Below are 24,531 nucleotides of genomic sequence, written 5' to 3'. Positions count from 1 at the left end.
CGTGACGGATGCGCGCGTTAAGGCTGGGTCGCGCCGGGGGGCCGGAGGTGCTAGGCCACGACCTGGATGGGATCGCCGACATTCACCTCGTTGAAATACCAGGCGGCGTTGTCCGGGCTGAGGTTGATGCAGCCGTGGCTGACGTTGGCGTTGCCCTGGGAATCGACCGACCACGGGGCCGAGTGCACGTAGACGCCGCTCCAGGTGACGCGAACGGCGTATGAGGCGGTGATCTTGTATCCCTCCGGGGAGCTGAGCGGGATGCCGATGGTCCGCGAGTCCATCACCACGGTGCGCTGCTTTTCCAGCGCGGTGAAGCTGCCGATCGGGGTGGGCCGGCTGGGCTTGCCCATCGACGCCGGCATGGTGCGCAGCACCTCCCCGTCCCTGCTGACGGTGAAGGTGTGTTTGGAGATGCTGGCGACCCCGAGCAGCGCATCGCCGGTGTCGAAGCCCGTCGTCAGTGCCTGGATGCCGACCGAGACGTGGGTGTGGGCGGGCCAGTACTGGTTCGGTACCCACTGCACGACGCTGTTCTGGATCCACTCGAAGTGCCCAGGCACAGCGCTGGGCGACGTGACGTGGATCGACCGCTCAGCGGCGGCCCGATCGGCCACCGGGGCGGTGAACGTCACCACCACCGGATGGGCGACGCCCACCACGGCGCCGTTGGCGGGCAAAATCGAGGCGACTTCGGGCGTGGGTTGCGGCAGGGGCACGGCGGCGGTGCTACGACCGACCGGTGCCACCAGGCCCGCGGCCGTGATCGCGACCACAACAAATAAATAACGAACACCCCGACGCATAGCGTCCACCCTTCGAGATGGTGCGACCAACACACCGCTATTCTACTGGTTACCCTCTGATCACCCGTTTCAGCAAACAATGACAGGTTGGTCCGGCCACCACGGTAACGATTTGATCACTGATTGAGTTCAACCGCGTCGGAATTGAGGCAATGGGTGCCGCCGCCCGCGCGACCATCGCCGAGTCCGTGCCGCAGTTGCTGAAAGTGGCACCGATACCGTGGTTTTCCCGGTCATCATGTTCGGCCGGCCCGCGCGGCCGAATGGATAGGAATAGCCGCAAAAGTCGTGGCCAAAACGTTCGGCTTGGCCCCCCGCGGGCGACGCGCTAGCCTCAGCCAGATCGGGGCCCAAAGCCGAGCCCGAATACGAGGAGTGCGGGTGCTCTTCCGTCAACTGGAATACTTCGTTGCGGTCGCTTCCGAGCGGCACTTCGCCCGGGCAGCCGAAAAGTGCTTCGTATCCCAACCGGCGCTGTCCGCCGCAATCGCGAAGCTGGAACGAGAGCTGAATGTCACGCTGATCAACCGGGGGCACAGCTTCGAGGGCCTCACGCCCGAGGGTGAGCGGTTGGTGGTGTGGGCGAGGCGGATTCTCGCCGAGCACGACGCGTTCAAGTCCGAAGTGGACGCCGTGCGCTCGGGCATCACCGGGACATTGCGGCTGGGTACCGTTCCCACGGCATCCACGACGGCGTCCCTGGTGCTCTCGACGTTCTGCTCTGCGCACCCATTGGTGAAGGTGCACATCCTCTCCCGGCTGGCGGCCACCGAACTGTACCGGCGCCTGCGCGAATTCGAGCTCGATGCCGCGATCGTGCATGCGGCGCCCGGCGAGGCGCACGAGGTGAACTTGGTTCCGCTGTATCAGGAGCGCTACGTGCTGCTGGCGCCGACGGACATGGTGGGATCCGGTGCGGCGACGATGACCTGGGCCGAGGCGGCGCAGCTGCCGCTGGCGTTGCTCACCCCCGACATGCGCGACCGGCAAATCATCGACAAAGCCTTCGCCGATCATTCCATCACCGTCAGTCCGCAGGTCGAAACCGATTCCGTCGCATCCTTATTCGCTCAGGCATCCGCGGGTAACTGGGCGTCCATCGTGCCGCATACGTGGCTGTGGACGTCGCCGTTGGGGCCCGATATCCGGGCGGTGGAGATGGTCGATCCGGTGCTCAAAGCCGATGTCGCCTTGGCCACCAACTCGGCCGGGCCCGGATCACCGATTGCCCGCGCGTTGGCCGCGTCCGCCGGGCAGCTGGCGCTGAACGAGTTCTTCGACGCGCAGCTGCTGGGGCTCACGCGCCGGCGGTGACCGCGGACGGTGCCGGGGTGGCCGCGCTGGCCGGGTTCAGGTTCGACAGATGCCCGCTTTCCACCCCCGCCGCCGGGTCGAGTTCACAGTCGATGACCGACGGTGCCCCAGAGCCGATTGCCTCGGTCAGCGCAGCGCGCAGGTCCGATGGAGTGGTGACGTGATATCCCTTGCCGCCGAACGCTTCCGCGAGCAGCTCGTGGCGCGCCCGGGCGTTCAATACGGTCGGTGCCGGATCCGATGCCGTCGCGGCGGTGCCGGGTGTGGCCTCGTCGCCGCGGTATACGCCGCCGTTGTTGAGGATCACGACGGTCACCGGCAGCCGGTAGCGGCAGATGGTCTCGATCTCCATGCCGCTGAAGCCGAATGCGCTGTCGCCCTCGATCGCGACCACCGGCCTGCCGGTCTCGACGGCGGCGGCGATGGCATAGCCCATCCCGATGCCCATCACGCCCCAGGTTCCGGTGTCGAGCCGGTGCCGCGGCAACTCCATGTCGATGACATTGCGGGCCAGGTCGAGTGCGTTGGCTCCTTCGTTGACGACGTACACGTCGCGGTTGTCTTGCAGCACAGTGCGAATCGCGCCGAGCGCGTTGTAAAACCGCATGGGGTGCGGATCTTCGGCCAGCCGAGCACGCATCTTGGCGTCGTTGCGTGCCGTGCGCTCGGCCAGTTCGCCGGTCCACTCCGGCGGCGCGGTGATCGGCCGGGCGGCAACACCGTCACACAGCGCGGACATCACCGAGCCGATGTCGCCGGCCAGCGGCGCCGCGATCGGTTGGTTGCTGTCGAACTCGGACGCGGCGATGTCCACCTGCACAAATTTGGCGTCGGGGCTCCATTGCGGTGACTCACCTTGGCCCAGCAGCCAATTCAGCCGGGCGCCGACCAGCAGCACCGCGTCGGCGCGGGCGATCGCCAGTGAGCGGGCGGCCGCCGCGGACTGTGGGTGGGAGTCCGGCAGCAGACCCTTGGCCATCGACATCGGCAGGAACGGAATGCCGGTGGACTCGACAAATTTCCGAATCACGTTGTCGGACTGGGCATACGCCGCGCCCTTGCCGAGCACGATCAGCGGCCGCTGGGCGTGGGCCAGTACGTCCAGCGCACGACCGACCGCGTCGGGTGCCGGCAGCTGCCGGGGTGCGGGGTCGATGACCCGCCAGATAGTGTCCCCCGCGGCGACGGCGTCCATGGCCTGACCCAGGACCTCACCGGGGATGTCCAGGTAGACGCCGCCGGGCCGTCCGGAGACCGCGGTCCGAATGGCGCGCGCGACGCCGCGCCCGATATCCTCGATCCGGCTGATCCGATAGGCCGCCTTTGTGAACGGCTTGGCCGCGTTGAGCTGGTCGAGATCCTGGTAATCGCCGCGCTGCAGGTCCACCAGGGCGCGATTGCTGGATCCGGAGATCTGGATCATCGGAAAGCAATTCGTCGTGGCGTTCGCCAGCGCGGGTAGGCCGTTGAGGAAGCCGGGCCCCGACGTGGTGAGGCATACGCCGGGTCGGCGGGTGAGGAATCCGGCGGCGGCCGCCGCATTGCCGGCCGAGGTCTCCTGCCGGAAACCGATGTAGCGAATCCCCGACGCCTGCGCGACGCGGGCGAGGTCGGTGATCGGGATGCCGACGATCCCGTAGATGGTGCCGACGTCGTTGGCCTTGAGCGCGTCCACCACCAGGTGGAAGCCGTCGATCAGACCTGCCGAGTTGGCAGATGCCGAAGCTGTGGACATGTGGCGGCTCCTGGGGATGCATGCGGTACTGCCTTCGCCATCACTGTGACCCCGGCGCGGACCACATGTCCAAGACGGAGGCGCTATCCGGCGATTTAAGTTGTCTATCGTCACTGGTCAGGGCGAGGCTACCGCGGATCGATAGCCAGCGGTTATCGACCGTGCGCGAATCGATATTGGACGGACCGGAAGGCCGCCCGGCAGGGTGGCATCGGCAGCAGAACTGGAAGGAGTGCGGCGATGAGGTCTGACACGATCGACAACGGCGAGGCGTCCACGGAATCCGCGAGCCCGCGCATCGCCGATCTGGTCGAGGCGACGGCACACCGGTCGCCGGAGGCACGGGCGCTGGTCGTCACCGCCGAGCGCATACCGGTCAGCTACCGCGAGGTGATCCGGCTGGTCGACGATCTGGCCGCGCAGCTGAAGGCCGGTGGCCTGCTGCCGGGTGACCGGGTCGCGCTGCGCGCCGGCAGCAATGCCGAATTCGTCGTCGGGCTGCTGGCGGCGTCGCGAGCGGATCTCGTTGCGGTTCCGCTGGATCCGGCCCTGCCGGTCGCCGAGCAGTATGCCCGCTGCGAGGCGGTGGGAGCCCGGGCGGTGCTCGTCGACCAGCCCGGCAACGCCGACAGCGACACGACCGCGCCGGGCGGCGCGCCGTGCTGGCCCATCGCGGTGACCGTCGGATCTGGAGCCACCGCCCCGGCGGTCAGCCTGAAGGTTACGGCGGCACCGCGCCGTGATGTGTCGACACCGGAGGGGCTGCGCGACGACGACGCCATGATCATGTTCACGGGCGGGACCACCGGTGTGCCCAAGATGGTCCCCTGGACGCGCCACAACATGGCCAGCTCGGTGGCGGCCATCATCGCCGGGTACGGGCTGGGCCCGCGCGACGCCACGGTGGCGGTGATGCCGCTCTACCACGGGCACGGTCTGCTCGCCGCGCTGCTGGGCACCCTGGCGTCCGGGGGAGCGGTGTTGCTGCCCGCGCGCGGCAGATTCTCGGCGCACACGTTCTGGGACGACATCGAGGCGGTCGGCGCCACCTGGTACACCGCCGTCCCGACGATTCACCAGATCTTGTTGGAACGCGCCCGAACCGAGCATCGGGGCGGCACGCCGAGCCTGCGATTCATCCGCAGTTGCAGCGCGCCGCTGACCGCCGAAACGGCGCAGGCGCTGCACGACACCTTCTCGGCGCCGGTGGTGTGCGCATTCGGGATGACCGAGTCGACCCACCAGGTGGCGACGACGGCCATCGGCGGTGCCGGAAGCAGCGAAAACCCTTGCGCCACACCGGGTCTCGTCGGCCGGTCGACCGGACCGGAAATCCGGATCGTCGGTCCCGACGGCCAGGCGCTGCCCGCGGAGACCGTCGGGGAGGTCTGGCTGCACGGCCCGACCGTGGTGCGCGGCTACCTCGGCGACCCGTCCATCACCGCCGCCAACTTCACCCAGGGGTGGTTGCACACCGGCGATTTGGGAACCTTGTCGCCGGCCGGCGATCTCGTCATCCGCGGCCGGATCAAGGAGCTCATCAACCGGGGCGGGGAGAAGATCTCGCCCGAACGTGTCGAGGGCGTGCTGGCCAGCCATCCAGACGTGCTCGAGGTCGGCGTGTTCGGCATGCCGGACAAGTTGTACGGCGAGACCGTGGCCGCGGTCATCGTCGCCCGCGGATCCGCCGCACCGACGGCCGAAGAACTGACGGCGTTCTGCCGTGACCGGTTGGCGCCCTTCGAGGTGCCTGCCGAGTTCCGGCGGGCCGGCGAGTTGCCGCATACCGCGAAAGGCTCGCTGGACCGCCGCGCGGTGGCCCAGCAGTTCGGCCGCAAGGCCTGAGACGGCGGTGAGCGCCTGCGGTCCTAGACGGTGGCGTTCACCCGGGCGGCCGCGGATTCCGGCATCGGTTCGTAGCGGGCGAACGACCGGGTGAACGAGGCGGCCCCGTGCGCCAGGGACCGCAGGTCGATGGCATAGCGCGTCAACTCCACCTGGGGCACCTCGGCCTTGACCACGGTGCGCTCGCCGCCCGCGGTGTCGGAGCCGAGGACCCGGCCGCGCCGGCTGGACAGATCACCCATGACCGCCCCGACGAAATCGTCGGGTACCAGCACCGAGATCTCGTCGATGGGCTCGAGCAGCGCCACCTTGGTCGCCGCGGCCGCCTCCCGCAGCGCCAGCGAGCCCGCCATCTGGAACGCGAAGTCCGACGAGTCGACGCTGTGCGCCTTGCCGTCGAGCAGGGTGACGCGGATGTCGACCACCGGGTAGCCCGCGTGCACGCCCTTCTCCATCTGGGCGCGCACGCCCTTCTCCACGCTCGGAATGAACTGTCGCGGAATGGCTCCGCCGACCACCTTGTCGACGAACTCGAACCCGGAGCCCTCCGGCAGCGGCTCCACCTCGATGTCGCACACCGCGTACTGTCCATGCCCACCGGACTGTTTGACGTGGCGGCCATGGCCTTTGGCCTTGCCGCCGAACGTTTCTCGCAGCGGGACCCGCAGTTCCACGGTGTCGACGGTGACGCCGTACCGATTGGCCAGCGCGTCGAGCACCACGCCGGCGTGGGATTCGCCCATGCACCACAGCACGATCTGGTGAGTTTCGGGGTTCTGCTCGATCCGCAACGTCGGGTCCTCGGCGGCCAACCGTCCCAGCCCCACCGAGAGCTTGTCCTCGTCGGTCTTGGCGTGGGCCGCAATGGCGATCGGCAGCAGGGGTTCGGGCATGGTCCACGGTTTCAAGACCAACGGTTCCGACTTGTCCGAAAGGGTGTCACCCGTTTCGGCGCGGCTCAGTTTGCCGATCGCGCAGATGTCACCCGCCACCACGGTCGGGGCCGGGCGCTGCTGCTTGCCCAGCGGGAAGGACAGCACCCCGATGCGCTCGTCCTCGTCGTGGTCGGGATGCGCGTGGCCGTTGCCGTTGGTGGCGCCGAAGAACGACGCAAAATGGCCCGACACATGAACCGTCGTGTCGGGCCTGATGGTCCCGGAGAACACCCGGACCAGACTGACCCTGCCGACGTAGGGGTCCGACGTCGTCTTCACCACCTCCGCGAGCAGCGGCGCATCCGCGTCACAGGTCAGGCTGGCGTGCGGCGCACCGACCGGGGTGAATACCTCCGGCAGTGGGTGCTCCATCGGGGACGGGAAGCCGCGCGTGGCAACCTCCAGTAATTCCAGGGTGCCGACGCCGCTGCTGCTGCAGACGGGGATCACCGGAAAGAACGACCCGCGGGCGACGGCGCGCTCCAAGTCTTCGATGAGGACGGATTCGTCGATGGCCTCGCCGCCGAGATAGCGGTCCATCAGCGACTCGTCCTCGGACTCCTCGATGATTCCTTCGATCAGGGCGCCGCGCGCTTCCTCGATCTGCTCGGCGTCGGAGGGATTCGGTGGCTGCGCGGTCCGTTTACCATCGGCGTATTCGTAACGCGTCTGCGACAACAGGCCGATCAGGCCGTGGCAGGACGGCAGGTCGGTGGGCAGGTAGAGCGGTAAAACCTTGTCGCCGAACGCATTCTGTGCGGCAGCCAACGCCTCGGAGTAATTCGCGCGGGTGTGGTCGAGTTTGGTGATCACCACCGCGCGGGGCATGCCGACCTGGTTGCATTCCCGCCACAGCGATTTGGTGGGCTCGTCGACGCCTTCGTTGGCCGCGATCACGAACAACGCGCAGTCCGCCGCCCGCAGTCCCGCCCGCAACTCGCCGACGAAGTCGGCGTACCCGGGTGTGTCGACCAGGTTGACCTTCACGCCGTCGTGCGAGAGCGACGCCACGGCGACGCCCACCGATCGCTGTTGGCGGATCTCGGCCTCGTCGTAGTCGCAGACGGTGCTGCCGTCGGCGACGGAACCGCTTCGGGTCAACACGCCGGCGGCGACCAACAGGGCTTCTACGAGTGTGGTTTTGCCGCCACCCGACGGGCCCACCAGCACCACGTTGCGAATCTCGTCCGGACCGTTGGCGGTCGGAGCGGTCCCCGCTCCTTGGGAAGTATTCGTCCTGTCGGCCATGACTTTCCTCCAGGTTGCCCGGGCGCACCGTTGCTGACCTAGCAAGCACCTATCTAGCTACCATTCACCCAACTTCGGTAGACCACAAGACCGTCGGGCCAGATCGGGTGCCCACGTCCGTCGCAAGCGCCGGCGTCCACCGGTTAGTGATGCCAGCTCGACCACCGCTGCACGGCCACTTCGATCACCGGGCCGTCCAGCGAAACTGATTGGTACTGAGGATATTTCGTGCGCAGCAGGTGGTATCCCAGATCAACGGCGGCCCCGTCGGTGTGGACCGTGGCGACACCGTCGACGCGCACCCACCACAGCTGGGTCCAATCGTCGGCGTAGTGATCGACGAGCAGGCTGACTCGGGGGTTGCTGTCGATGTTGGCCAACCGGCGCAGCCGCCGCGTCGCCTTCGGTTTCGCGTCAACGGCCGTGTACACCAGGTCGGATCCGCCCCGCGCCGCGGTGGCGAGCGCGAAGACCACCGGCACCAGGTGCGGTTGGCCGCCGGGCGTGACCGTGGCCAGTCGGGCTACCGGGGACCGGGTGAAGCTGGCCTTGGGGTCGAAATCGCCCACCGTGTCAGCTTAGGACGCGCGGCAACTACGGGCTCCGGAGCCGATGAGGTTGATCAGAACCTGACACATGCCATGCATAGCTACCTGCATTACGGTTATATACACACAAATGTGCCGCCAAGAGCCTGAGGCCGGGACAGTTTGTTCTCTACCGCGAAGCAGGAGGGTGACACCGATGAGCAAACCGCACCACCGCTCGGCCTGGTGGTCATGGGCGGTCAGCGTGCTGACCGTGGTCGGATTGGGCCTTGGCCTGGGATCCGGTGTCGGCCTCGCGCCGGCCTCGGCGTCGCCCTCCACTCTGGCCCTGGACCGATTCACCGACCGTCCCCAGGCGCCGCTCGATCCGTCCGCGATGGTCGGACAGGTCGGGCCGCAGGTGGTCAACATCGACACCAAATTCGGCTACAACAACGCGGTGGGCGCCGGAACCGGCATCGTGATCGATCCCAACGGCGTCGTGCTGACCAACAACCACGTGATCTCCGGGGCCACCGACATCAGCGCGTTCGACGTCGGCAACGGGCAGACCTACGCCGTTGACGTGGTGGGCTACGACCGCACACAGGACATTGCGGTGCTGCAGCTCCGCGGGGCGGCCGGCCTGCCCACGGCCGCGATCGGCGGCGAGGCCACGGTGGGCGAGCCGATCGTCGCGCTCGGAAACGTCGGCGGCCAGGGCGGCACGCCCAACGCGGTGACCGGCAAGGTCGTCGCGCTCAACCAGAGCGTCTCGGCAACCGACACGCTGACCGGCGCGCAGGAGAGCCTGGGCGGCCTGATCCAGGCGGACGCCCCGATCAAGCCGGGTGACTCCGGCGGGCCGATGGTGAACAACGCCGGTCAGGTGATCGGCGTGGACACCGCCGCCACCGACAGCTACAAGATGTCCGGCGGGCAGGGCTTCGCCATTCCCATCGGACGCGCGATGGGGGTCGCCGGGCAGATCCGGTCCGGCGCCGGCTCGAACACGGTGCACATCGGTCCCACCGGCTTCCTCGGCCTGGGTGTGGCGGACACCAACGGCAACGGCGCGCGGGTGCAGCGGGTGGTCAGCGCCGGACCCGCCGGGGCGGCCGGCATCGCGCCCGGCGACGTTATCACCGGCGTCGACAACGTCGCCATCACCGGGGCGACCTCCATGACCGAGGTGCTCGTCCCGCATCACCCGGGAGACACCATCGTGGTGCATTACCGGTCCAACGAGGGCGGCGAGCGCACCGCGAACATCACACTGGCGGAGGGACCGCCGGCCTGATATCCGCGCCGGCCGAGACTCGATTGGTGGCCAATTCGTTTGCTAGCGGGCGTGTTTCGGCGTAAGCGTGGGGGCGTGATTCCGAAAGTCGCGCCCAGGGTACCCGTGGCATCGTGGATTTGATGAACGACGCAAGAGAAGCTGTCGAGCACCATCCCGAGGGTGGCAGTCACGTCCAGGACGGCGTCGTGGAGCACCCCGACGCCGAGGACTTCAACAACGCCGCCGCGCTGCCCACCGACCCGACGTGGTTCAAGCACGCGGTGTTCTACGAGGTGCTGGTTCGGGCGTTCTTCGACGCCAACGCCGACGGTGCCGGCGACCTGCGCGGGCTGTTGGGGCGCCTCGACTACCTGCAGTGGCTGGGCATCGACTGCATCTGGCTGCCGCCGTTTTACGACTCGCCCCTGCGCGACGGCGGATACGACATCCGGGACTTCTACAAGGTGTTGCCCGAGTTCGGCACGGTCGAGGATTTCGTCGCCCTGCTCAACGCCGCGCACGAGCGGGGCATCCGGGTCATCACCGACCTGGTGATGAACCACACCTCCGATTCGCACCCCTGGTTTCAGGAGTCGCGGCACGACCCCGACGGCCCGTACGGCGATTTCTACGTGTGGAGCGACACCGCCGAGAAGTACACCGACGCCCGGATCATCTTCATCGACACCGAGGAATCGAACTGGACCTTCGACCCGGTGCGCAAGCAGTTCTACTGGCACCGGTTCTTCTCCCACCAGCCCGACCTGAACTACGACAACCCGGCCGTGCAGGAAGCCATGATCGACGTGCTCCGCTTCTGGCTCGAGCTGGGCATCGACGGTTTCCGGCTGGACGCGGTGCCCTACCTGTTCGAGCGGGAGGGGACCAACTGCGAGAACCTGCCCGAGACGCATGCCTTCCTCAAGCGCGTCCGCAAGGTCATCGACGACGAATTCCCCGGCCGGGTGCTGCTGGCCGAGGCCAACCAGTGGCCGGCCGACGTCGTCGAGTACTTCGGCGATGCGACCACCGGCGGCGACGAATGCCACATGGCGTTTCACTTCCCGCTGATGCCGCGCATCTTCATGGCGGTGCGCCGGGAATCACGCTTTCCGATCTCGGAGATTCTGGCCCAGACGCCCGAGATCCCGGACATGGCGCAGTGGGGGATCTTCCTGCGTAACCACGACGAGTTGACGCTGGAAATGGTGACCGACGAAGAGCGCGACTACATGTACTCCGAGTACGCCAAGGATCCGCGGATGAAGGCCAACGTCGGCATCCGCCGCCGGCTGGCGCCGCTGCTGGACAACGACCGCAACCAGATCGAGCTGTTCACCGCGCTGCTGCTGTCGCTGCCCGGCTCGCCGGTCCTGTATTACGGCGACGAGATCGGCATGGGCGACGTGATCTGGCTGGGTGACCGCGACGGGGTGCGCACCCCGATGCAGTGGACACCGGACCGCAACGCGGGCTTTTCCAAGGCCAACCCGGGCCGGCTCTACCTGCCGCCCAGCCAGGACTCGGTCTATGGCTATCAGGCGGTCAACGTGGAGGCGCAACGCGACACCTCCACCTCGCTGCTCAACTTCACCCGGACGATGCTGGCCGTGCGGCGCCGGCACGAGGCCTTCGCGGTCGGGACTTTCGAAGAGTTGGGCGGCTCGAACCCATCGGTGCTGGCGTTCGTACGGCAATCATCCGACGGTGATGACACCGTGCTGTGCGTCAACAACCTGTCGCGTTTTCCCCAACCGATTGAACTGAATCTGCAGCATTGGAGCGGTTGCACGCCGGTGGAGCTGACCGGGCAGGTGGAGTTCCCGCGCATCGGGCACCTGCCCTACCTGCTCACACTGCCCGGACACGGGTTCTACTGGTTCCAGCTGACCGGATGCGAGGAGGACACATGACAACGACTCAACCGGGCAAGCTGCCCTGGTCGGACTGGCTTCCGCAGCAACGTTGGTACGCGGGACGCAACCGCGAACTGTCCAGCGCCGAGGCGAGCGTGGTCGTCCCGCTCGACGATGACCTTGACCTGGTGCTCGTCGACGCCGCCTACGCCGACGGCTCCCGGCACCGCTACCAGGTGATCGTGCGGTGGGATGCCGCTCCGTTCTCCGAGTACAGCAGCGTCGCCACCATCGGCTCGGCCGACGATCGGACGGGCTTCGACGCGATGTATGACGCCGATGCGCCGAAGTTCCTGCTCTCCTTGATCGACTCGTCCGCCACGCGCGGCGCGTCGGGCGTCGAGGTGAAATTCGCCAAGGAGCCGGACGCGCAGCTTCCGCTGGAGGCGATGGCGCACGTGTCGGACGCCGAGCAGTCCAACACCAGCGTCATCTTCGACCGGGACGCCATCTTCAAGGTGTTCCGGCGGGTCAGCAGCGGCATCAACCCCGACGTCGAGCTGAACCGGGTGCTGGGCCGGGCCGGCAACCCGCACGTGGCGCGGCTGCTGGGGACCTACGAGATCACGGGTTCGGACGGCAGTGCCGACGCGGCGTGGCCGTTGGGCATGGTGACCGAGTTCGCCGCCAATGCCGCAGAAGGCTGGGCGATGGCCACCGCGAGCGTGCGCGACCTGTTCGCCGAAGGCGACCTGTACGCGTACGAGGTCGGTGGCGACTTCGCCGGTGAGTCCTACCGTCTCGGCGAGGCGGTGGCCTCGGTGCACGCGACCCTGGCGGAGACCCTCGGAACCTCGCAGGCCGCGTTCCCGGTGGACAACGTGCTGGCGCGGCTGTCATCGACCGTGGCCCTGGTTCCCGAGCTCAAGGACCACGCGGCGACGATCGAAGAGCGCTTCGGAAAGTTGGTGGCCGACACGATCACCGTGCAGCGCGTTCACGGCGATCTGCACCTGGGTCAGGTGCTGCGCACGCCGGAGCGCTGGCTGCTGATCGATTTCGAGGGCGAACCGGGACAGCCGCTCGAGGAGCGCCGCGCTCCCGATTCGCCGTTGCGCGACGTGGCCGGCGTGCTGCGGTCGTTCGAATACGCCGCGTACGGCCCGCTGGTCGACCATGCGGACGACAAGCAGTTGGCGGCCCGCGCCCGCGAGTGGGTGGAGCGCAACCGCACCGCGTTCTGCGACGGCTACGCGGCCGCCTCCGGGATCGACCCGCGTGATTCTGCGCACTTGCTGGCCGCCTACGAGCTTGACAAGGCCGTCTATGAGGCCGGCTACGAGGCCCGGCACCGGCCGGGCTGGCTGCCGATTCCGTTGCGCTCCATCGCTCGTCTCACCGCAGCTTAGGCGCGGGTCGCCGCCATCGGACCTAGCGGCGATCGCAAGCGCGGCGGAGCCGCGCGCAGCGGGTCGCCGCCATCGGACCTATGCGGCGATCGCAAGCGCGAGATAGGAGTTCGCTATGCGTCGCCTGCGAGGGCGGCGCGGTTCTGACAGCATGTCAGCCGTGGCGAACGAAACGTTCAATAGCGAAGCGCGGTTGTCGTGGGTGCTGGCGGTGCTGGCCGGTGTGGTGGGCGCGATCTCCTTTACGCACTCCGCGGGATACTTCGTGGTTTTCATCACCGGCAACGCCCAGCGCGCCGTGCTCGGGTATTTCACCGGGGAAGGGTGGCTTGCCGTAAGTGCCGGGCTGCTCATTGCGGCGTTCGTCGCCGGTGTGATCGTTGCCTCGCTGTGCCGGCGATTTTTCTGGGTGGATCATCCGCACGGCCCGACGGTGCTGACCACCTTCAGTTTGGCGGCCGCCACCGTGGTCGATGTCATCGATTTGGGTTGGGGGCAGAATTTCGTCGATTTCGCGCCGATGCTGCTGCTGGCGTTTGGTACCGGGGCGTTGAACACATCTTTCGTCAAAGATGGCGAGGTATCGGTGCCGTTGAGCTATGTCACCGGCACGACCGTCAAGATGGGCCAGGGCATCGAGCGTCACATCGCTGGTGATGGAAATATTTCGGACTGGCTCGGTTACTTTCTGCTGCTGGCCAGCTTTGTCGTGGGTGCAGCGGTGGGCGGCTTCATCAGCGTGGTCGTCAACGGAACTTGGATGCTGGTGATGGCCACCGCCCTGTGCGCGGTCACGACCGGGTACACGTATTTCCACCAGGACCGGCGCGCCCTGTTGATGGAACGGACCGACAAAAGGCAACGGCAGCAGCGCTGACCGGTGCGCTGCCGCCGTTGCCGGCTTGCGGGGTTTAGGTGGCCGGTTGTCCCGGTTGCGCGGGCTGCGCGGGTTGCGCCGGTGGCGCGGGCTGTGCGGCGTTGACCGTGTTGAGGGTTTGCAGGATGTCGGGCTTCATCGCGACCAACTGCTGGTTCCAGTAGGGCCACGAGTGCGTCCCGTTGGCCGGGAAGTTGAACACGCCGTTGCGTCCGCCCGCGGCCACGTAATTGTTCTGGAACTGCTCGTTGGTGCGCAGCGTCATGCCCTCCAGGAATTTCGCCGGCATGTTGTCGCCGCCGAGGTCGCTGGGCGTGCCGTTACCGCAGTAGACCCAGATGCGGGTGTTGTTGGCGACCAGCCGCGGAATCTGGATCATCGGGTCGTTGCGCTTCCACGCCGGGTCGCTGGACGGACCCCACATGCTGTTGGCGTTGTAGCCGCCCGCATCGTTCATAGCCAGGCCGATCAGGGTGGGCCACCAGCCTTCGGAGGGGTTGAGGAAGCCCGACAGCGCGGCGGCGTATGGGAACTGCTGCGGGTAGTAGGCCGCCAGGATCAGTGCGGAGCCGCCCGACATCGACAGCCCCACCGCGGCGTTGCCGGCGGGGGAAACCTGCTTGTTGGCCTGCATCCACAGCGGCATTTCCTGGGTCAGGAACGTCTCCCACTTGTAGGTGTAGTTCTGTCCGTTACCCGAGGACGGCTGGTACCAGTTGCTGTAGAAGCTGGACTGGCCGCCGACCGGCATGATCACCGACAGGCCGGACTGGTAGAACTCCTCGAAGGCGGGGGTGTTGATGTCCCAGCCGTTGTAATCGTCCTGCGCGCGCAGGCCGTCGAGCAGGTACACGGCGTGTGATCCGCCGCCCTGGAACTGGACCTTGATGTTGCGGCCCATCGACGGCGACGGCACCTCGAGGTATTCCACCGGAAGCCCCGGCTTGGAGAAGGCCCCCGCGATGGGGGAGCCGCCGGAGGCGACGGCGACACCGGACAGCAGGGAGGCCCCCATGGCCGCGATCGCCAGTCGGCGCGGCATGGTAGCCGCTGCGCCACGCAACTTTTCGAAGAACGACATAGCTCTCTACCCATCCCAACTTTCATCTGCCGCATGGTGCGGTCGAATCTGTTCTCGGGGAGTGAAACACAGCGGGAGGGTCGAATTCGGTTGTCGCGGCCGGGATGACAGATCGCGGTTGGCTAACGATTGAGCGTCGCCCAGACATCGTCACAGTCGGGTCACGATCGGCTCTCGGAACCGTGCTGACCTCTTGCGAAGCGTCAGCTTATCCGCTAGCACCGGCGCCGGTCTAGGCGACCAGGCGGCGCAAAAGCGTTGATGCCGTGATGATTCCGAGGACGGCGGTGACCACCAGCACCACGATGTCCGCCGGGTTGAAGGGGGTGCCGATCAGCAGCGCCCGCAGCGCGTTGACTTCGTAACTGAGTGGATTGACCTTGCTCAGCACGTGCAGCCACGCCGGCATCACGTCGACCGGGTACAGCGCATTGGAGGCGAAGAACAGCGGCATGGTGATGGCCTGTCCGATCCCCATCAGGCGATCGCGGCTGCGCACCAGACCGGCCAGGGTCATCGACAGGCAGGCGAAGAACGCGGCGCCGAGCATGACGATGGCCATCGCCGCCACGATCCGCAGTGGGTTGACCGTCAGGCCGACGCCCATCACGTATGCCAGCGCGAGCACGCCGACCACCTGGGCCACCGAACGCACCCCGGCGGCGAACGCCTTGCCGGTGATCAGCGCCGACGCCGGGGCGGGCGTCACCATGAGTTTGGCCAGGACGCCGGCGTCGCGGTCCCAGATGATCTGTATGCCATAGAAAATGGAGATGAACAGCGCCGACTGGGCGATGATCCCCGGCGCGAGAAACGCCAGATACGACACCGATCCGGTGGGGATGACGTGCAGATGGCTGAACGTGGTCCCGAAGATCAACAGCCACAGCGCGGGCTGCACCATCCGGGTGACCAGCTCGGTCCGGTCGTGTTGCAGCTTTTGCAGTTCGACGATCGCGAAGGCCCCGATGCGACTGGACAGCGCGCCGACTCGTTGCCAGCCGCGCGGGGCGCGAATCAGCGTTCCTGCCATGGCGTTATCAACCGACACGGCGCGCCACCTTTCTGCTGGAACGGATTTCGCGAAGTGACCCGTTGGTTTCCGACGAATCGTCTTCCTCGTCGAGACCCGATGCCGCGTAGTGGCGGAACACATCCTCGAGCGTGGCCGACGGTGACACTGTCGCCTTCAACTTGTCGGGGGTTCCGACGGCCCGCAACTGGCCGCGGTGCATCAGCGCGACCCGGTCGCACAGCGCGTCGGCTTCCTCCATGTAGTGGGTGGTCAACAGCACGGTCATGCCGAACTGGGCCTGCATCTTTTGCACCTGCGCCCAGACGCCGTCACGCGCGATGGGATCCAGGCCGACGGTTGGTTCGTCGAGCACCAGCAGCGACGGCCGGTTGACCAGCGCCTGCGCCACCTCGAGGCGGCGGACCATGCCGCCCGAGTAGGACGACGCCAGCCGGTCGGCCACGTCGATGAGATCCATGGCGGCCAGCGCCTGATCGACGCGGTCCGCGCGCTCGGCGCGGGGCACGCCGTACAACCGCGCGAACCACTGGACATTCTGCCGCCCGGTCAGTGCGGGCTCGATCGAAAGCTGTTGCGGCACATAGCCGATGTTGCTTCTGATGTCGGTGGTTTGGCGACGGGCGTCCATTCCGAAGATGCGCAGTTCGCCGTGCTGCACCGGGGTCAAGGTGGTCAGCATCCGAACCATCGTCGTCTTGCCGGCGCCGTTGGGCCCCAGCAGGCCCATGGTCTCCCCGGGCCGCACCTGCAATGTCACATCATCGACCGCGGTGAACCGGCCGTAGCGATAGGTCAGGTGGCGGCCGTCGACCGCCATCGGCAGCGATCCGCTCATGATCGCCGCTCTCGCAGTTTTCGGGTCATCGTGTCGAGGACCTCCAATCCCTTTGTCAAAGACTCGATTTCGTCGTCGTCGAGTTCGTCGATCACCTCGGACAACAGCGCTCGCCGGGTGGCGCGGGATGCGTCGACGATCTGTTGGGCCGGCTCGGCGAGCCGGAGTTGGCACACCCGGCGATCGGTGTCGCCGGCGGTCCGCAGCAGCAGTCCGCCGGACACCAGCTTGGTGACCAGGGTCGAGGCGGTGTTGGGCACCAGCCCCAGCTCGGCGGCGGCCGCGCTCACCGAGATCCCGGGTCGGCGCCCGACCAGCCACAACAGCTCGGACTGCGACTCGGAAAGCCGCGACGTATCGAACCCCCGACCGGCCGACCTGCGGAGTTGCCGGCGGAACCTGCCGACCACCCCGAACAGCTCGCCGGCCACATCAGTGCGTGATTTCATATACACCCATAATACCTCTGTAGCCGAGCTATCTATGTGGGGAAGCTGTGCATACGGTATGTACCCGTTACCTAGGGAGGCGATGCAGCGCGACGTCGGTCAGCTGGCCTGCCTCGACGCACGCGGTCATGTAGCTGCAGAACGGTTGCCGGCGGCGATCCGTCGGTGACCCGGGATTGAGCAGGCGCAACCCGGTCTCGGTGGTGGTGTCCCACGGGATGTGGCTGTGCCCGAACACCAGCACTTGGCTGTCGGGGTAGAGCCGAGACAAGCGCGTTTCGCGTCCGGTGGTGGCGCCGGTCTCGTGCACGACCGTGAATCGCACCCCGGCCAGTGTCACATCCGCGCGCTCGGGCAGTCGTGCCCGCAACGCCGGGCCGTCATTGTTGCCCCAGCAGGCCACCAGCCGGGCGGACCGGCCTTCGAGCTCGTCGAGGAACTCCGGCGTTACCCAATCGCCCGCGTGGACGACGACATCGGCCCCGGCCACCTCATCCCACAACTGGGCGGGCAGGTCGCGGGCGCGTTTGGGGATGTGGGTATCGGCAATCAGCAGCAGCCTCACACGCCCATCTTGCGCCCGCGGTTGTCACCTCGCCGACGGAGCCAGGGCCTTTTCGGGCTTGGCGGTCGGCGCGTCCGTCGGCTCACCCAGCAGAAGCGAGCGAACGAGGCGACGCGGACCGAAGGGCCGGAGCATGGAACTGGCCGGGCGTGGCCGCACCCGTTGCGGCCACCAGAACCACCGCCCGAGCAGCGCCGCGATCGACGGCGTCATCAACGAGCGCACGATCAGCGTGTCGAACAGCAGCCCAAGACCGATCGTGCTGCCGGCCTGGCCGATCGAGCGCAGGTCGCTGGCGACCATCGACATCATCGTGAACGCGAACACCAGGCCCGCCGAGGTGACCACCCCACCGGTCTCGCCCATCGAACGAACGATGCCGGTTTTCAGCCCCGCCCCGATCTCCTCCTGGAACCGCGACACCAGCAGCAGGTTGTAGTCGGAACCGACGGCCAGCAGGATGATCAACCCGAAAACCGGCGCGATCCAGTTCAATTCGAGGCCGAGCAGGTGCTGCCAGACCAAAACCGACAGGCCGAAGGCGGCACCCAGTGACAGCAGCACCGTCCCGACGATCGCCAGTGATGCGACCAGCGCACGCGTGATGATCAGCATGACGACAAATATCAGCGTCAGCGCCGCGAGCCCCACGATCAGCAGGTCGTAATGGGAGCCCGCTTGGATGTCGCGATAGATGGCCGCGGTGCCGGCAAGGTAGAACTTGGCGCCGGTCAGGGTCGTCCCCTTCACCGCTTGATGCGCGGCGGTCAGTTCCGGCATCACCGCGGAGATGCCCGCCGGCGTCGCCGGGTCCGCGTCATGGGTGATGATGAAGCGCGCGGCCCGGCCGTCCGGCGACAAGAAGAGCTTCAGACCGCGCTGAAAGTCGGGATTCTGGAACGCTTCCGGCGGCAGGTAGAAGTAGTCGCCACCGCGCGAGGCGTCGAAGGCCTGACCCATCGCGCTGGCCGTGTCCGTCATCTGGGACATTTGCGTGATCAGACCGGAGAAGCTGCTGTGCATGGTGAGCAGCGTCCCCTGCATGGATTTGGCGACGGCGATGATCGGCGGGAACTCGGCCAGCATCTGGGGCAATATCGCGTCGACGTTGTTCACGTCCTTGATCAGCGTGCTCATGTTCTCGCTGAACTTGTCCACACCGTCGATCGCCTCGAACACCGACCTCGACGCCCAGCACACCGGGATGTTGAAACAGTGTTGCTCCCAATACAGGTAGCTGCGGAACGGCCGCGCGAAGTCGTCGAAATCCGCCAGATGGTCCCGCATCTCGTCCAGCGTGGCTTGCATCTCGTGCATGTCGCCGACCATGCGATGGGTCGCGCCGCTCATCTGCCCGAGCAGGCCCTGCATCCGCTGCATCGAGACGACCATGGCGCCGAGGTCGTCGCTCATCTTGAGCATGTCGTCCGAGCGGTCCTTCATGAATTGAATGTTCTGCCGGATCGGAATCGATTGGGCACTGATCTGGAACGGTATGGACGTGTGCTCGATCGGGCCACCCAGCGGACGGGTGATGCTCTGCACCATCGCGATTCCGGGCGAATTGAAGACGTTCTTGGCGATCCGATCCAGGATGATCATGTCGCCGCTGTTGCGCATGTCGTGGTCGGCTTCGATCATGAGGATGTCGGGATTCATTGTGGCGGCGCTGAAATGGCGCTCGGCGGCCGCATAGCCGACGTTCGACGGCAGGTTGTGGGGTATGTAGAAGCGGTCGTTGTAGCTGACCTTCATGCTCGGCATGATCAGGATGCCGACGATCGCGATCACCAGTGAGGCCGCGAAGACCGGACCGGGCCAGCGGACGGTGGCGGTGCCGATCCGCCGCCACCCGCGTGTCTTGATCATCCGTCTCGGGTCGAGCAAGCCGAAGCGGGTGGCCACCGCAACGACGGCCGGGGCCGCGGTCATCGCTCCCGCCACGACGACGAGCAATCCCAGGGCGGACGGGATGCCGAGCGCCTTGAAGTACGACAGCCGCGCCAGGTGCAGGCAGAACGTGGCCCCGGCGATGGTCAACCCGGAGCCCAAAATGATGTGCGAGGTTCCACGAAACATCGTGTAGTAGGCGGTTTCTCGATCTTGGCCGGCCTGACGCGCCTCCTGGTAACGCCCGATGAGGAAGATCGCGTAATCGGTCCCCGCCGCGATCGCCAGCGACGAGAGCATCGCAACGACGAACGTCGAGAACCCCAACAACTCGTTGTTCCCGAGGAGCGCGACAAGCCCTCTGGCCGTGCCCATTTCGAACCCGACCATGACGAGAACCAGTAGCACCGTGCTGATGGATCGATAGGCGATGAACAGCATGATCATGATGACCACGCCCGTGACGCCCATCATCTTGAACATGCTCTTGTCGGCGGCCTCGTTCATGTCCGTGTTCAGCGGGGCCGGACCGGTGACGTAGACCTTGAGCCCTTTGGGGGGCTCTGACTTGTCGACGATCTTGCGCACAGCGTCGACGGAGTGGTTGCCCAGGGTGCTGCCCTGGTTGCCGGCCAGGTTGAGTTGGACGTAAGCGGCTTTGCCGTCGCGGCTCTGGACACCGGCGGCGGTAAGTGGATCTCCCCAGACGTTCTGAACGTGCTGCACGTGCTTGGTGTCGGACTGCAGCTTGCTTACCAAGCCGTCGTAGTAGCGGCGCGCCTCGTCACCGAGCGGACTGCTGCTCTCCAGGACGATCATCGCGATGCTGTCGGAGTCCGACTCGTGGAAGGTCGAGCCGATGCGCTTGGCGGCGATCATCGCCGGCGCGTCTTGCGGTGACATCGTCACCGCGTGGTTACGCGCGACCGACTCGATCGGCGGCACCAGCACATTGAGGGCGACGGTCAGTAGTAGCCATCCGATGATGATCGGCCACGCGAACCGGTGGACGAACCGCATGAACCTCGGACGGGCGTCGTTGTCGGTGTTCATCCGGCTTTGACCAGACAGGAAGTTTGGGCGTGACGCCCGGCTGTGGATCGCTCGTCCTTGACCTCGCCGTTGACGGTGATGCGGCACCCGATGTCGTCGCTGTTGCCTTGTGCCACCACGCTGGCGATCACGGCCGGCACGGTTGTGGTGACCGTGAAGGTCCAGGGCAGGGTGGTGAAGTCCGCTTGTTCCGGCTGCGCGTTCTTGTCGAGGTAACTCACGCTTCCGGTAGTGCCGCTGGGTCCGTAGACCTCGTAGGTCACCCGCTTGACATGCGAGGCCTCGAGCGGTTCGGCGCTGCTGCCGGTCGCGGTGAAGATCGCGTCGGAGCCGAAAACACCGCGGAGCCGGTCGACGGCGATACCGCCGAGGGCAACCGCCACCACGACCACGAGCGGCACCCAAGCCCGTCTGAGAAACGTGGACATTGAGTTTCCTTTCCCGCGTGACCTGGTCTTTCTGGTACGGAGTCTCGACCCGCATCGGCACAGCCAATAGGGCCATTTGGCCCCCGCCTTTGGGGGCGGCAGACATATGTTGCGGGTGTCGCGTGCTGCGTACCCGGGGGCCGTGGCGTGAACCGCAGCTCAATTATTACCATACCCCGGGGGGTATGAGTCAAGCGGCGACATATACCCCGCCGGGTATGGTATGAAGGAGTCATGGCAAACGAAGTACGCGGCGGTGCGCCGATTGACGGCGGCATCGCCGGGCATAACCAAGGTGACATCGATGCGGTCCTTGCCCGGTTGCGCCGGGCACAGGGTCAGCTCGGGGGCGTCATCTCGATGATCGAGCAGGGACGCAGCTGCAAGGACGTCGTCACCCAGCTGGCGGCGGTATCGAGGGCCCTGGATCGCGCGGGATTCAAGATCATCGCCTCCGGCCTGCGGGACTGCATCACGTCATCAGAAGACCGGCCGGCCGGTGCGTCACCGCTGTCGATGGATGAGCTGGAAAAGCTGTTCCTGAGCCTGGCCTGACCGCCCGGTTGCTAGGAGAAGAGGAAAGGGCAGATGTCTCCCACCCAACGCGATCAGACCGAACCGAAGGTGACGATGTGGCTGGACCCGGTGTGTCCGTTCTCATGGAACACCGCACGTTGGCTGCGCGCCGTCGCCGAGCGGACGGGAATGGCCATCGACTGGCGACTGATGAGCCTGGCGGTCCTCAACGAGGGACGGGAACTGCCGCCCCCGCAGCAGGCCCGGATGCGTGACTCGCAACAAATCGGCCGACTGATGGCCGCCGTCGCCCGCGACGGGGGCGCCGACGGATGGGCCGCCGCCTATTTCGCCTTCGGCGAGCGGTATTTCGACCATTCCGAGCCTGTCGATGCCAAACTCATCGCGCACGTCTTGATGACGGTAGGGGTCGGCGGCGGCGCAGCGGCCGCGGTCTCGGACGAATCGTTGGACGTGTGGATCCGGCAGCAGCATCAGGCAGCGCAAGACGCGCTGGGTGAGACGGGCGGCAGCCCGATTCTGCGGATCGACGGACACACGTTTTTCGGGCCGGTGCTCACCGGTGTACCGGCCGAGGAGGACGCCGCCGCGGTGTTCGATGCGGTCGCCATCCTGGCTGCAACCCCGCAGTTCACCCAGTTGCAACGGCCGCGCAGCGCGGCCTAGCCCTTTCGGGCGATTCCTGGGTAGTTCAACGCTGAAATGAGGAGGAACAGATGACATCAGGATTGACCACCACACTTCACACCTCGTTCGAGGACGCGGTGGATCGGACGACAAAGGCACTGGCCGAGCAGGGATTCGGTGTCCTGACCACAATCGACGTGAAAGCCACGCTGAAGCAAAAGCTCGGCGAGGATATGGAGAACTATCTCATCCTGGGTGCCTGCAACCCGGTGCTGGCGCATCGCGCGCTGGGCATCCACCGCCAGATCGGCCAGCTATTGCCGTGCAACGTGGTGGTGCGGTCAGACCCCGCCGGCGACGGCGATGCGGTACTGGTCGAGGCGATGGATCCCCAAGTCATGGTCAAGGTGACCGAGGAGGCGGGGGCGTTGCAGGACGTCGCGGACCAGGCCACAGCCAAGCTGCAGGCGGCGATCAGCGCGCTAGGCTAGCCCGCTGCCGAACCCCCGGCGTCGCTTGGACATCGCGCTCGCGGCGCCCTGTCCACCTGAAAGGTGTTGACTCGTACATGCTTTCAGGGCTGGTGTTGGCGAAGTTGACTGCACCCGCGATGGTGATCGCGCTGTCGCCCGTGCCCATGGTGGTGTCGTTGGTGCTGCTCGTTCACCATGAGCGGCCGTATGTGTCCAGCATCGCGTACGTCGCCGGCCGGCTGGCTTCACTGGGTGTGCTCACGACCGCGTTTATGCACGTTCCGCGGCTGTTTGACGTGCTGCGCAGTCCCGGCCCCCCGTGGGCCGACTGGGCGGTCATGGTTGCGGGTGCGGTCGTCGTGGCTCTGGGGGTTCGGGTGTGGTGGCGCCGCGCCCGAACGGCTGACGCCTCGCGGTGGGATTCCAAGGTCGGCAGGGTAACTCCGTTGGTGGCGGCCAGCATGGGACTGTTTCCGATGCTGGCCAATCCGAAGGTGCTGGCTGCCAGCGCGGCGGTGGGGACGCAGATCGCCTCCGCGCGCTTCACCGGCGCGAGTGCGGTGATCGCCGTCGCTTACTACGCCCTCCTGGCGAATTCGACTGTCGCAGCGCCCATTCTCGCCTACGTTGTTGTGGGGCCAGGCATCGACCAACGCCTCGAGCGGCTGAGAGGGTGGATCCAAGATCGGCATCGGGCGATAACGGCCCTGACACTCGTGATTGTGGGTATCGCGGTGGTGCTGTACGGCGTCTCATGAACCGCCGGGTGCGAAAACCAAACTAGGCGGGCCGGCTCGCCCGGCCACGGATCAGTCCTGTCGGCTGCGCGCTTCGGCGCCGGATTCGCCGGCGTCGAAGGTGTCATCGGAACCGGCGGCCCCCACGTACGAGCCGTCCTCTTCGCCCGCGGCGGCGCGGGACTGAGTCTGGTGCGTCTCAGCTTCCACATCGTCCTCGGCTTTGTGGCCCTTGTGCTCTGGCATAGCGGCTTCCTTTTCTGTGGACGCGGATTCCGGGGAGGATTCCCCCGACAGCCCGTGCGAAACCGGACCGCGCCGGTGGCCGGTCAGCGCGCCAGGAACTCGAGCAGGGCCGCGTTGAATTCGGCGGGGTGGCTGATGTGGCAGCCATGCGGTCCGTCGGCGATGATCCGTAGCTCGCTGTTGGGTATCGCCTCGGACAAACCGGGCGGTGCCTCGGCCGGATCGTCGGGGCGTCGATGCCCGGCGCTATTGTTAGCAGCCGAAACCAAGGAGAGACTTCAATGCGCACCTTCGAATCAGTCACCGACCTTGCCGCGGCCGCGGGCGAGGCCCTGGGGCACAGCGACTGGGTCACCGTTACCCAGGAAGACGTCAACCTGTTCGCCGATGCGACCGGCGATCACCAGTGGATCCACGTCGATCCGGAGCGGGCCGCGTCGGGTCCATTCGGCACGACCATCGCCCACGGTTTCATGACCCTGGCGCTGCTGCCGCGACTGCAGCACCAGATCTACACCGTCAATGGCATCAAGCTCGCAATCAACTACGGCCTCAACAAGGTTCGTTTCCCCGCCCCGGTCCCGGTCGGCTCTCGGGTGCGCGCGCAGAGTTCGTTGGTCGGCGTCGACGACGTGGGTAACGGCGCCGTGCAGGCGACCATCGCAACCACCGTCGAGATAGACGGCTCGGCCAAACCGGCGTGTGTGGCCGAAAGCGTGGTTCGTTTCGTCGCCTGACGC

General features: G+C 66.6%; 23 protein-coding genes and 1 pseudogene. 11 read left to right on the top strand and 13 right to left on the bottom strand.

Going from position 1 to position 24,531, the window contains the following annotated elements:
- Positions 1–50: 50 nt before the first annotated feature.
- The gene (locus A5688_RS25725; RefSeq protein ID WP_067913937.1) at positions 51–806 is read right to left on the bottom strand and encodes a L,D-transpeptidase; all 756 of its coding nucleotides are present in this window, start codon (positions 804–806) and stop codon (positions 51–53) included.
- A 381-nt stretch (positions 807–1,187) separates the two neighbouring features.
- Here A5688_RS25725 and A5688_RS25720 point away from each other — a divergent pair, with 381 nt between their 5' ends.
- Positions 1,188–2,120: a LysR family transcriptional regulator gene (locus A5688_RS25720; RefSeq protein ID WP_067827017.1), complete on the top strand. Its 933-nt coding sequence runs from the start codon at positions 1,188–1,190 to the stop codon at positions 2,118–2,120.
- Here A5688_RS25720 and oxc read toward each other — a convergent pair.
- Complete coding sequence (oxc, locus tag A5688_RS25715; RefSeq protein WP_067913940.1) at positions 2,104–3,855, bottom strand: oxalyl-CoA decarboxylase; 1,752 nt, start codon at positions 3,853–3,855, stop codon at positions 2,104–2,106. The two genes, A5688_RS25720 and oxc, sit on opposite strands and share 17 nt — an antisense overlap.
- 240 nt (positions 3,856–4,095) lie before the next feature.
- Between oxc and A5688_RS25710 the strand changes: the two genes are divergently transcribed.
- Positions 4,096–5,700 (top strand): FadD7 family fatty acid--CoA ligase, encoded by a 1,605-nt coding sequence (locus A5688_RS25710; protein ID WP_067913942.1) that lies wholly within the window; start codon positions 4,096–4,098, stop codon positions 5,698–5,700.
- A 23-nt stretch (positions 5,701–5,723) separates the two neighbouring features.
- Here the strand turns inward: A5688_RS25710 and A5688_RS25705 are convergent, their stop codons facing one another.
- A complete protein-coding gene (locus A5688_RS25705; RefSeq protein WP_067826965.1) occupies positions 5,724–7,883 on the bottom strand; it encodes an elongation factor G-like protein EF-G2 in 2,160 nt (719 codons plus the stop codon).
- 143 nt (positions 7,884–8,026) lie between these two features.
- On the bottom strand, positions 8,027–8,452 hold the full coding sequence (locus tag A5688_RS25700; protein WP_067826967.1) for a TIGR03668 family PPOX class F420-dependent oxidoreductase: 426 nt from the start codon (positions 8,450–8,452) through the stop codon (positions 8,027–8,029).
- Between the two features lie 175 nt (positions 8,453–8,627).
- Here A5688_RS25700 and A5688_RS25695 point away from each other — a divergent pair, with 175 nt between their 5' ends.
- The 4 genes from A5688_RS25695 to A5688_RS25680 all read left to right on the top strand — a co-directional run bounded on the left by A5688_RS25695 (position 8,628) and on the right by A5688_RS25680 (position 13,834).
- On the top strand, positions 8,628–9,710 hold the full coding sequence (locus tag A5688_RS25695; RefSeq protein WP_067826969.1) for a S1C family serine protease: 1,083 nt from the start codon (positions 8,628–8,630) through the stop codon (positions 9,708–9,710).
- A gap of 122 nt (positions 9,711–9,832) precedes the next feature.
- Positions 9,833–11,605, top strand: a complete 1,773-nt coding sequence (gene treS / locus A5688_RS25690; protein WP_067827020.1) for a maltose alpha-D-glucosyltransferase — start codon at positions 9,833–9,835, stop codon at positions 11,603–11,605.
- The gene (locus A5688_RS25685) at positions 11,602–12,957 is read left to right on the top strand and encodes a maltokinase N-terminal cap-like domain-containing protein (RefSeq protein WP_067913945.1); all 1,356 of its coding nucleotides are present in this window, start codon (positions 11,602–11,604) and stop codon (positions 12,955–12,957) included. Before treS ends, A5688_RS25685 begins: the two co-directional genes overlap by 4 nt.
- Before the next feature lie 151 nt (positions 12,958–13,108).
- A complete protein-coding gene (locus A5688_RS25680) occupies positions 13,109–13,834 on the top strand; it encodes a YoaK family protein (RefSeq protein ID WP_431602687.1) in 726 nt (241 codons plus the stop codon).
- A 34-nt stretch (positions 13,835–13,868) separates the two neighbouring features.
- Here the strand turns inward: A5688_RS25680 and ag85C are convergent, their stop codons facing one another.
- From ag85C to A5688_RS25645, 7 genes are all read right to left on the bottom strand, one after another.
- The gene (ag85C, locus tag A5688_RS25675) at positions 13,869–14,915 is read right to left on the bottom strand and encodes a diacylglycerol acyltransferase/mycolyltransferase Ag85C (protein ID WP_067826980.1); all 1,047 of its coding nucleotides are present in this window, start codon (positions 14,913–14,915) and stop codon (positions 13,869–13,871) included.
- 232 nt (positions 14,916–15,147) lie between these two features.
- Positions 15,148–15,966: an ABC transporter permease gene (locus A5688_RS25670; protein WP_067913948.1), complete on the bottom strand. Its 819-nt coding sequence runs from the start codon at positions 15,964–15,966 to the stop codon at positions 15,148–15,150.
- Positions 15,956–16,786, bottom strand: coding sequence for an ATP-binding cassette domain-containing protein (locus A5688_RS25665; protein ID WP_067826985.1), 831 nt, complete (start codon positions 16,784–16,786; stop codon positions 15,956–15,958). The genes A5688_RS25670 and A5688_RS25665 overlap by 11 nt, the downstream gene beginning before the upstream one ends.
- On the bottom strand, positions 16,783–17,235 hold the full coding sequence (locus A5688_RS25660) for a MarR family winged helix-turn-helix transcriptional regulator (RefSeq protein WP_067826987.1): 453 nt from the start codon (positions 17,233–17,235) through the stop codon (positions 16,783–16,785). The genes A5688_RS25665 and A5688_RS25660 overlap by 4 nt, the downstream gene beginning before the upstream one ends.
- Positions 17,236–17,302: 67 nt before the next feature.
- Complete coding sequence (locus A5688_RS25655; RefSeq protein WP_067913950.1) at positions 17,303–17,800, bottom strand: metallophosphoesterase family protein; 498 nt, start codon at positions 17,798–17,800, stop codon at positions 17,303–17,305.
- Between the two features lie 24 nt (positions 17,801–17,824).
- Positions 17,825–20,743, bottom strand: a complete 2,919-nt coding sequence (locus A5688_RS25650) for an RND family transporter (protein WP_067826992.1) — start codon at positions 20,741–20,743, stop codon at positions 17,825–17,827.
- A complete protein-coding gene (locus A5688_RS25645) occupies positions 20,740–21,171 on the bottom strand; it encodes an MmpS family transport accessory protein (protein WP_067913953.1) in 432 nt (143 codons plus the stop codon). The genes A5688_RS25650 and A5688_RS25645 overlap by 4 nt, the downstream gene beginning before the upstream one ends.
- A gap of 234 nt (positions 21,172–21,405) precedes the next feature.
- Here A5688_RS25645 and A5688_RS25640 point away from each other — a divergent pair, with 234 nt between their 5' ends.
- From A5688_RS25640 to A5688_RS25625, 4 genes are all read left to right on the top strand, one after another.
- A complete protein-coding gene (locus A5688_RS25640; RefSeq protein WP_067826998.1) occupies positions 21,406–21,726 on the top strand; it encodes a metal-sensitive transcriptional regulator in 321 nt (106 codons plus the stop codon).
- A 33-nt stretch (positions 21,727–21,759) separates the two neighbouring features.
- The gene (locus A5688_RS25635) at positions 21,760–22,374 is read left to right on the top strand and encodes a DsbA family protein (RefSeq protein WP_067827001.1); all 615 of its coding nucleotides are present in this window, start codon (positions 21,760–21,762) and stop codon (positions 22,372–22,374) included.
- Positions 22,375–22,424: 50 nt separating this feature from the next.
- Positions 22,425–22,826: a DUF302 domain-containing protein gene (locus tag A5688_RS25630; RefSeq protein WP_067913956.1), complete on the top strand. Its 402-nt coding sequence runs from the start codon at positions 22,425–22,427 to the stop codon at positions 22,824–22,826.
- A 77-nt stretch (positions 22,827–22,903) separates the two neighbouring features.
- On the top strand, positions 22,904–23,566 hold the full coding sequence (locus tag A5688_RS25625) for a GAP family protein (RefSeq protein WP_067827005.1): 663 nt from the start codon (positions 22,904–22,906) through the stop codon (positions 23,564–23,566).
- 51 nt (positions 23,567–23,617) lie between these two features.
- Here the strand turns inward: A5688_RS25625 and A5688_RS27855 are convergent, their stop codons facing one another.
- Entirely contained in the window at positions 23,618–23,791 is a 174-nt protein-coding gene (locus A5688_RS27855) for a hypothetical protein (RefSeq protein WP_165607504.1), read from the bottom strand.
- Positions 23,792–23,874: 83 nt separating this feature from the next.
- Positions 23,875–23,982, bottom strand: a pseudogene (locus A5688_RS28460) (alpha/beta fold hydrolase); the annotation flags it as partial.
- Between the two features lie 90 nt (positions 23,983–24,072).
- Between A5688_RS28460 and A5688_RS25620 the strand changes: the two are divergent.
- Entirely contained in the window at positions 24,073–24,528 is a 456-nt protein-coding gene (locus tag A5688_RS25620; RefSeq protein ID WP_068268305.1) for a MaoC family dehydratase, read from the top strand.
- The last annotated feature ends 3 nt before the right edge of the window (positions 24,529–24,531 follow it).

The sequence above is a fragment of the Mycobacterium mantenii genome (assembly GCF_001667865.1).
GTDB lineage: Bacteria > Actinomycetota > Actinomycetes > Mycobacteriales > Mycobacteriaceae > Mycobacterium > Mycobacterium mantenii_A.
The sequence above is the reverse complement of the archived record's forward strand: the minus strand, read 5'-3'. Positions and strand labels throughout refer to the sequence as shown.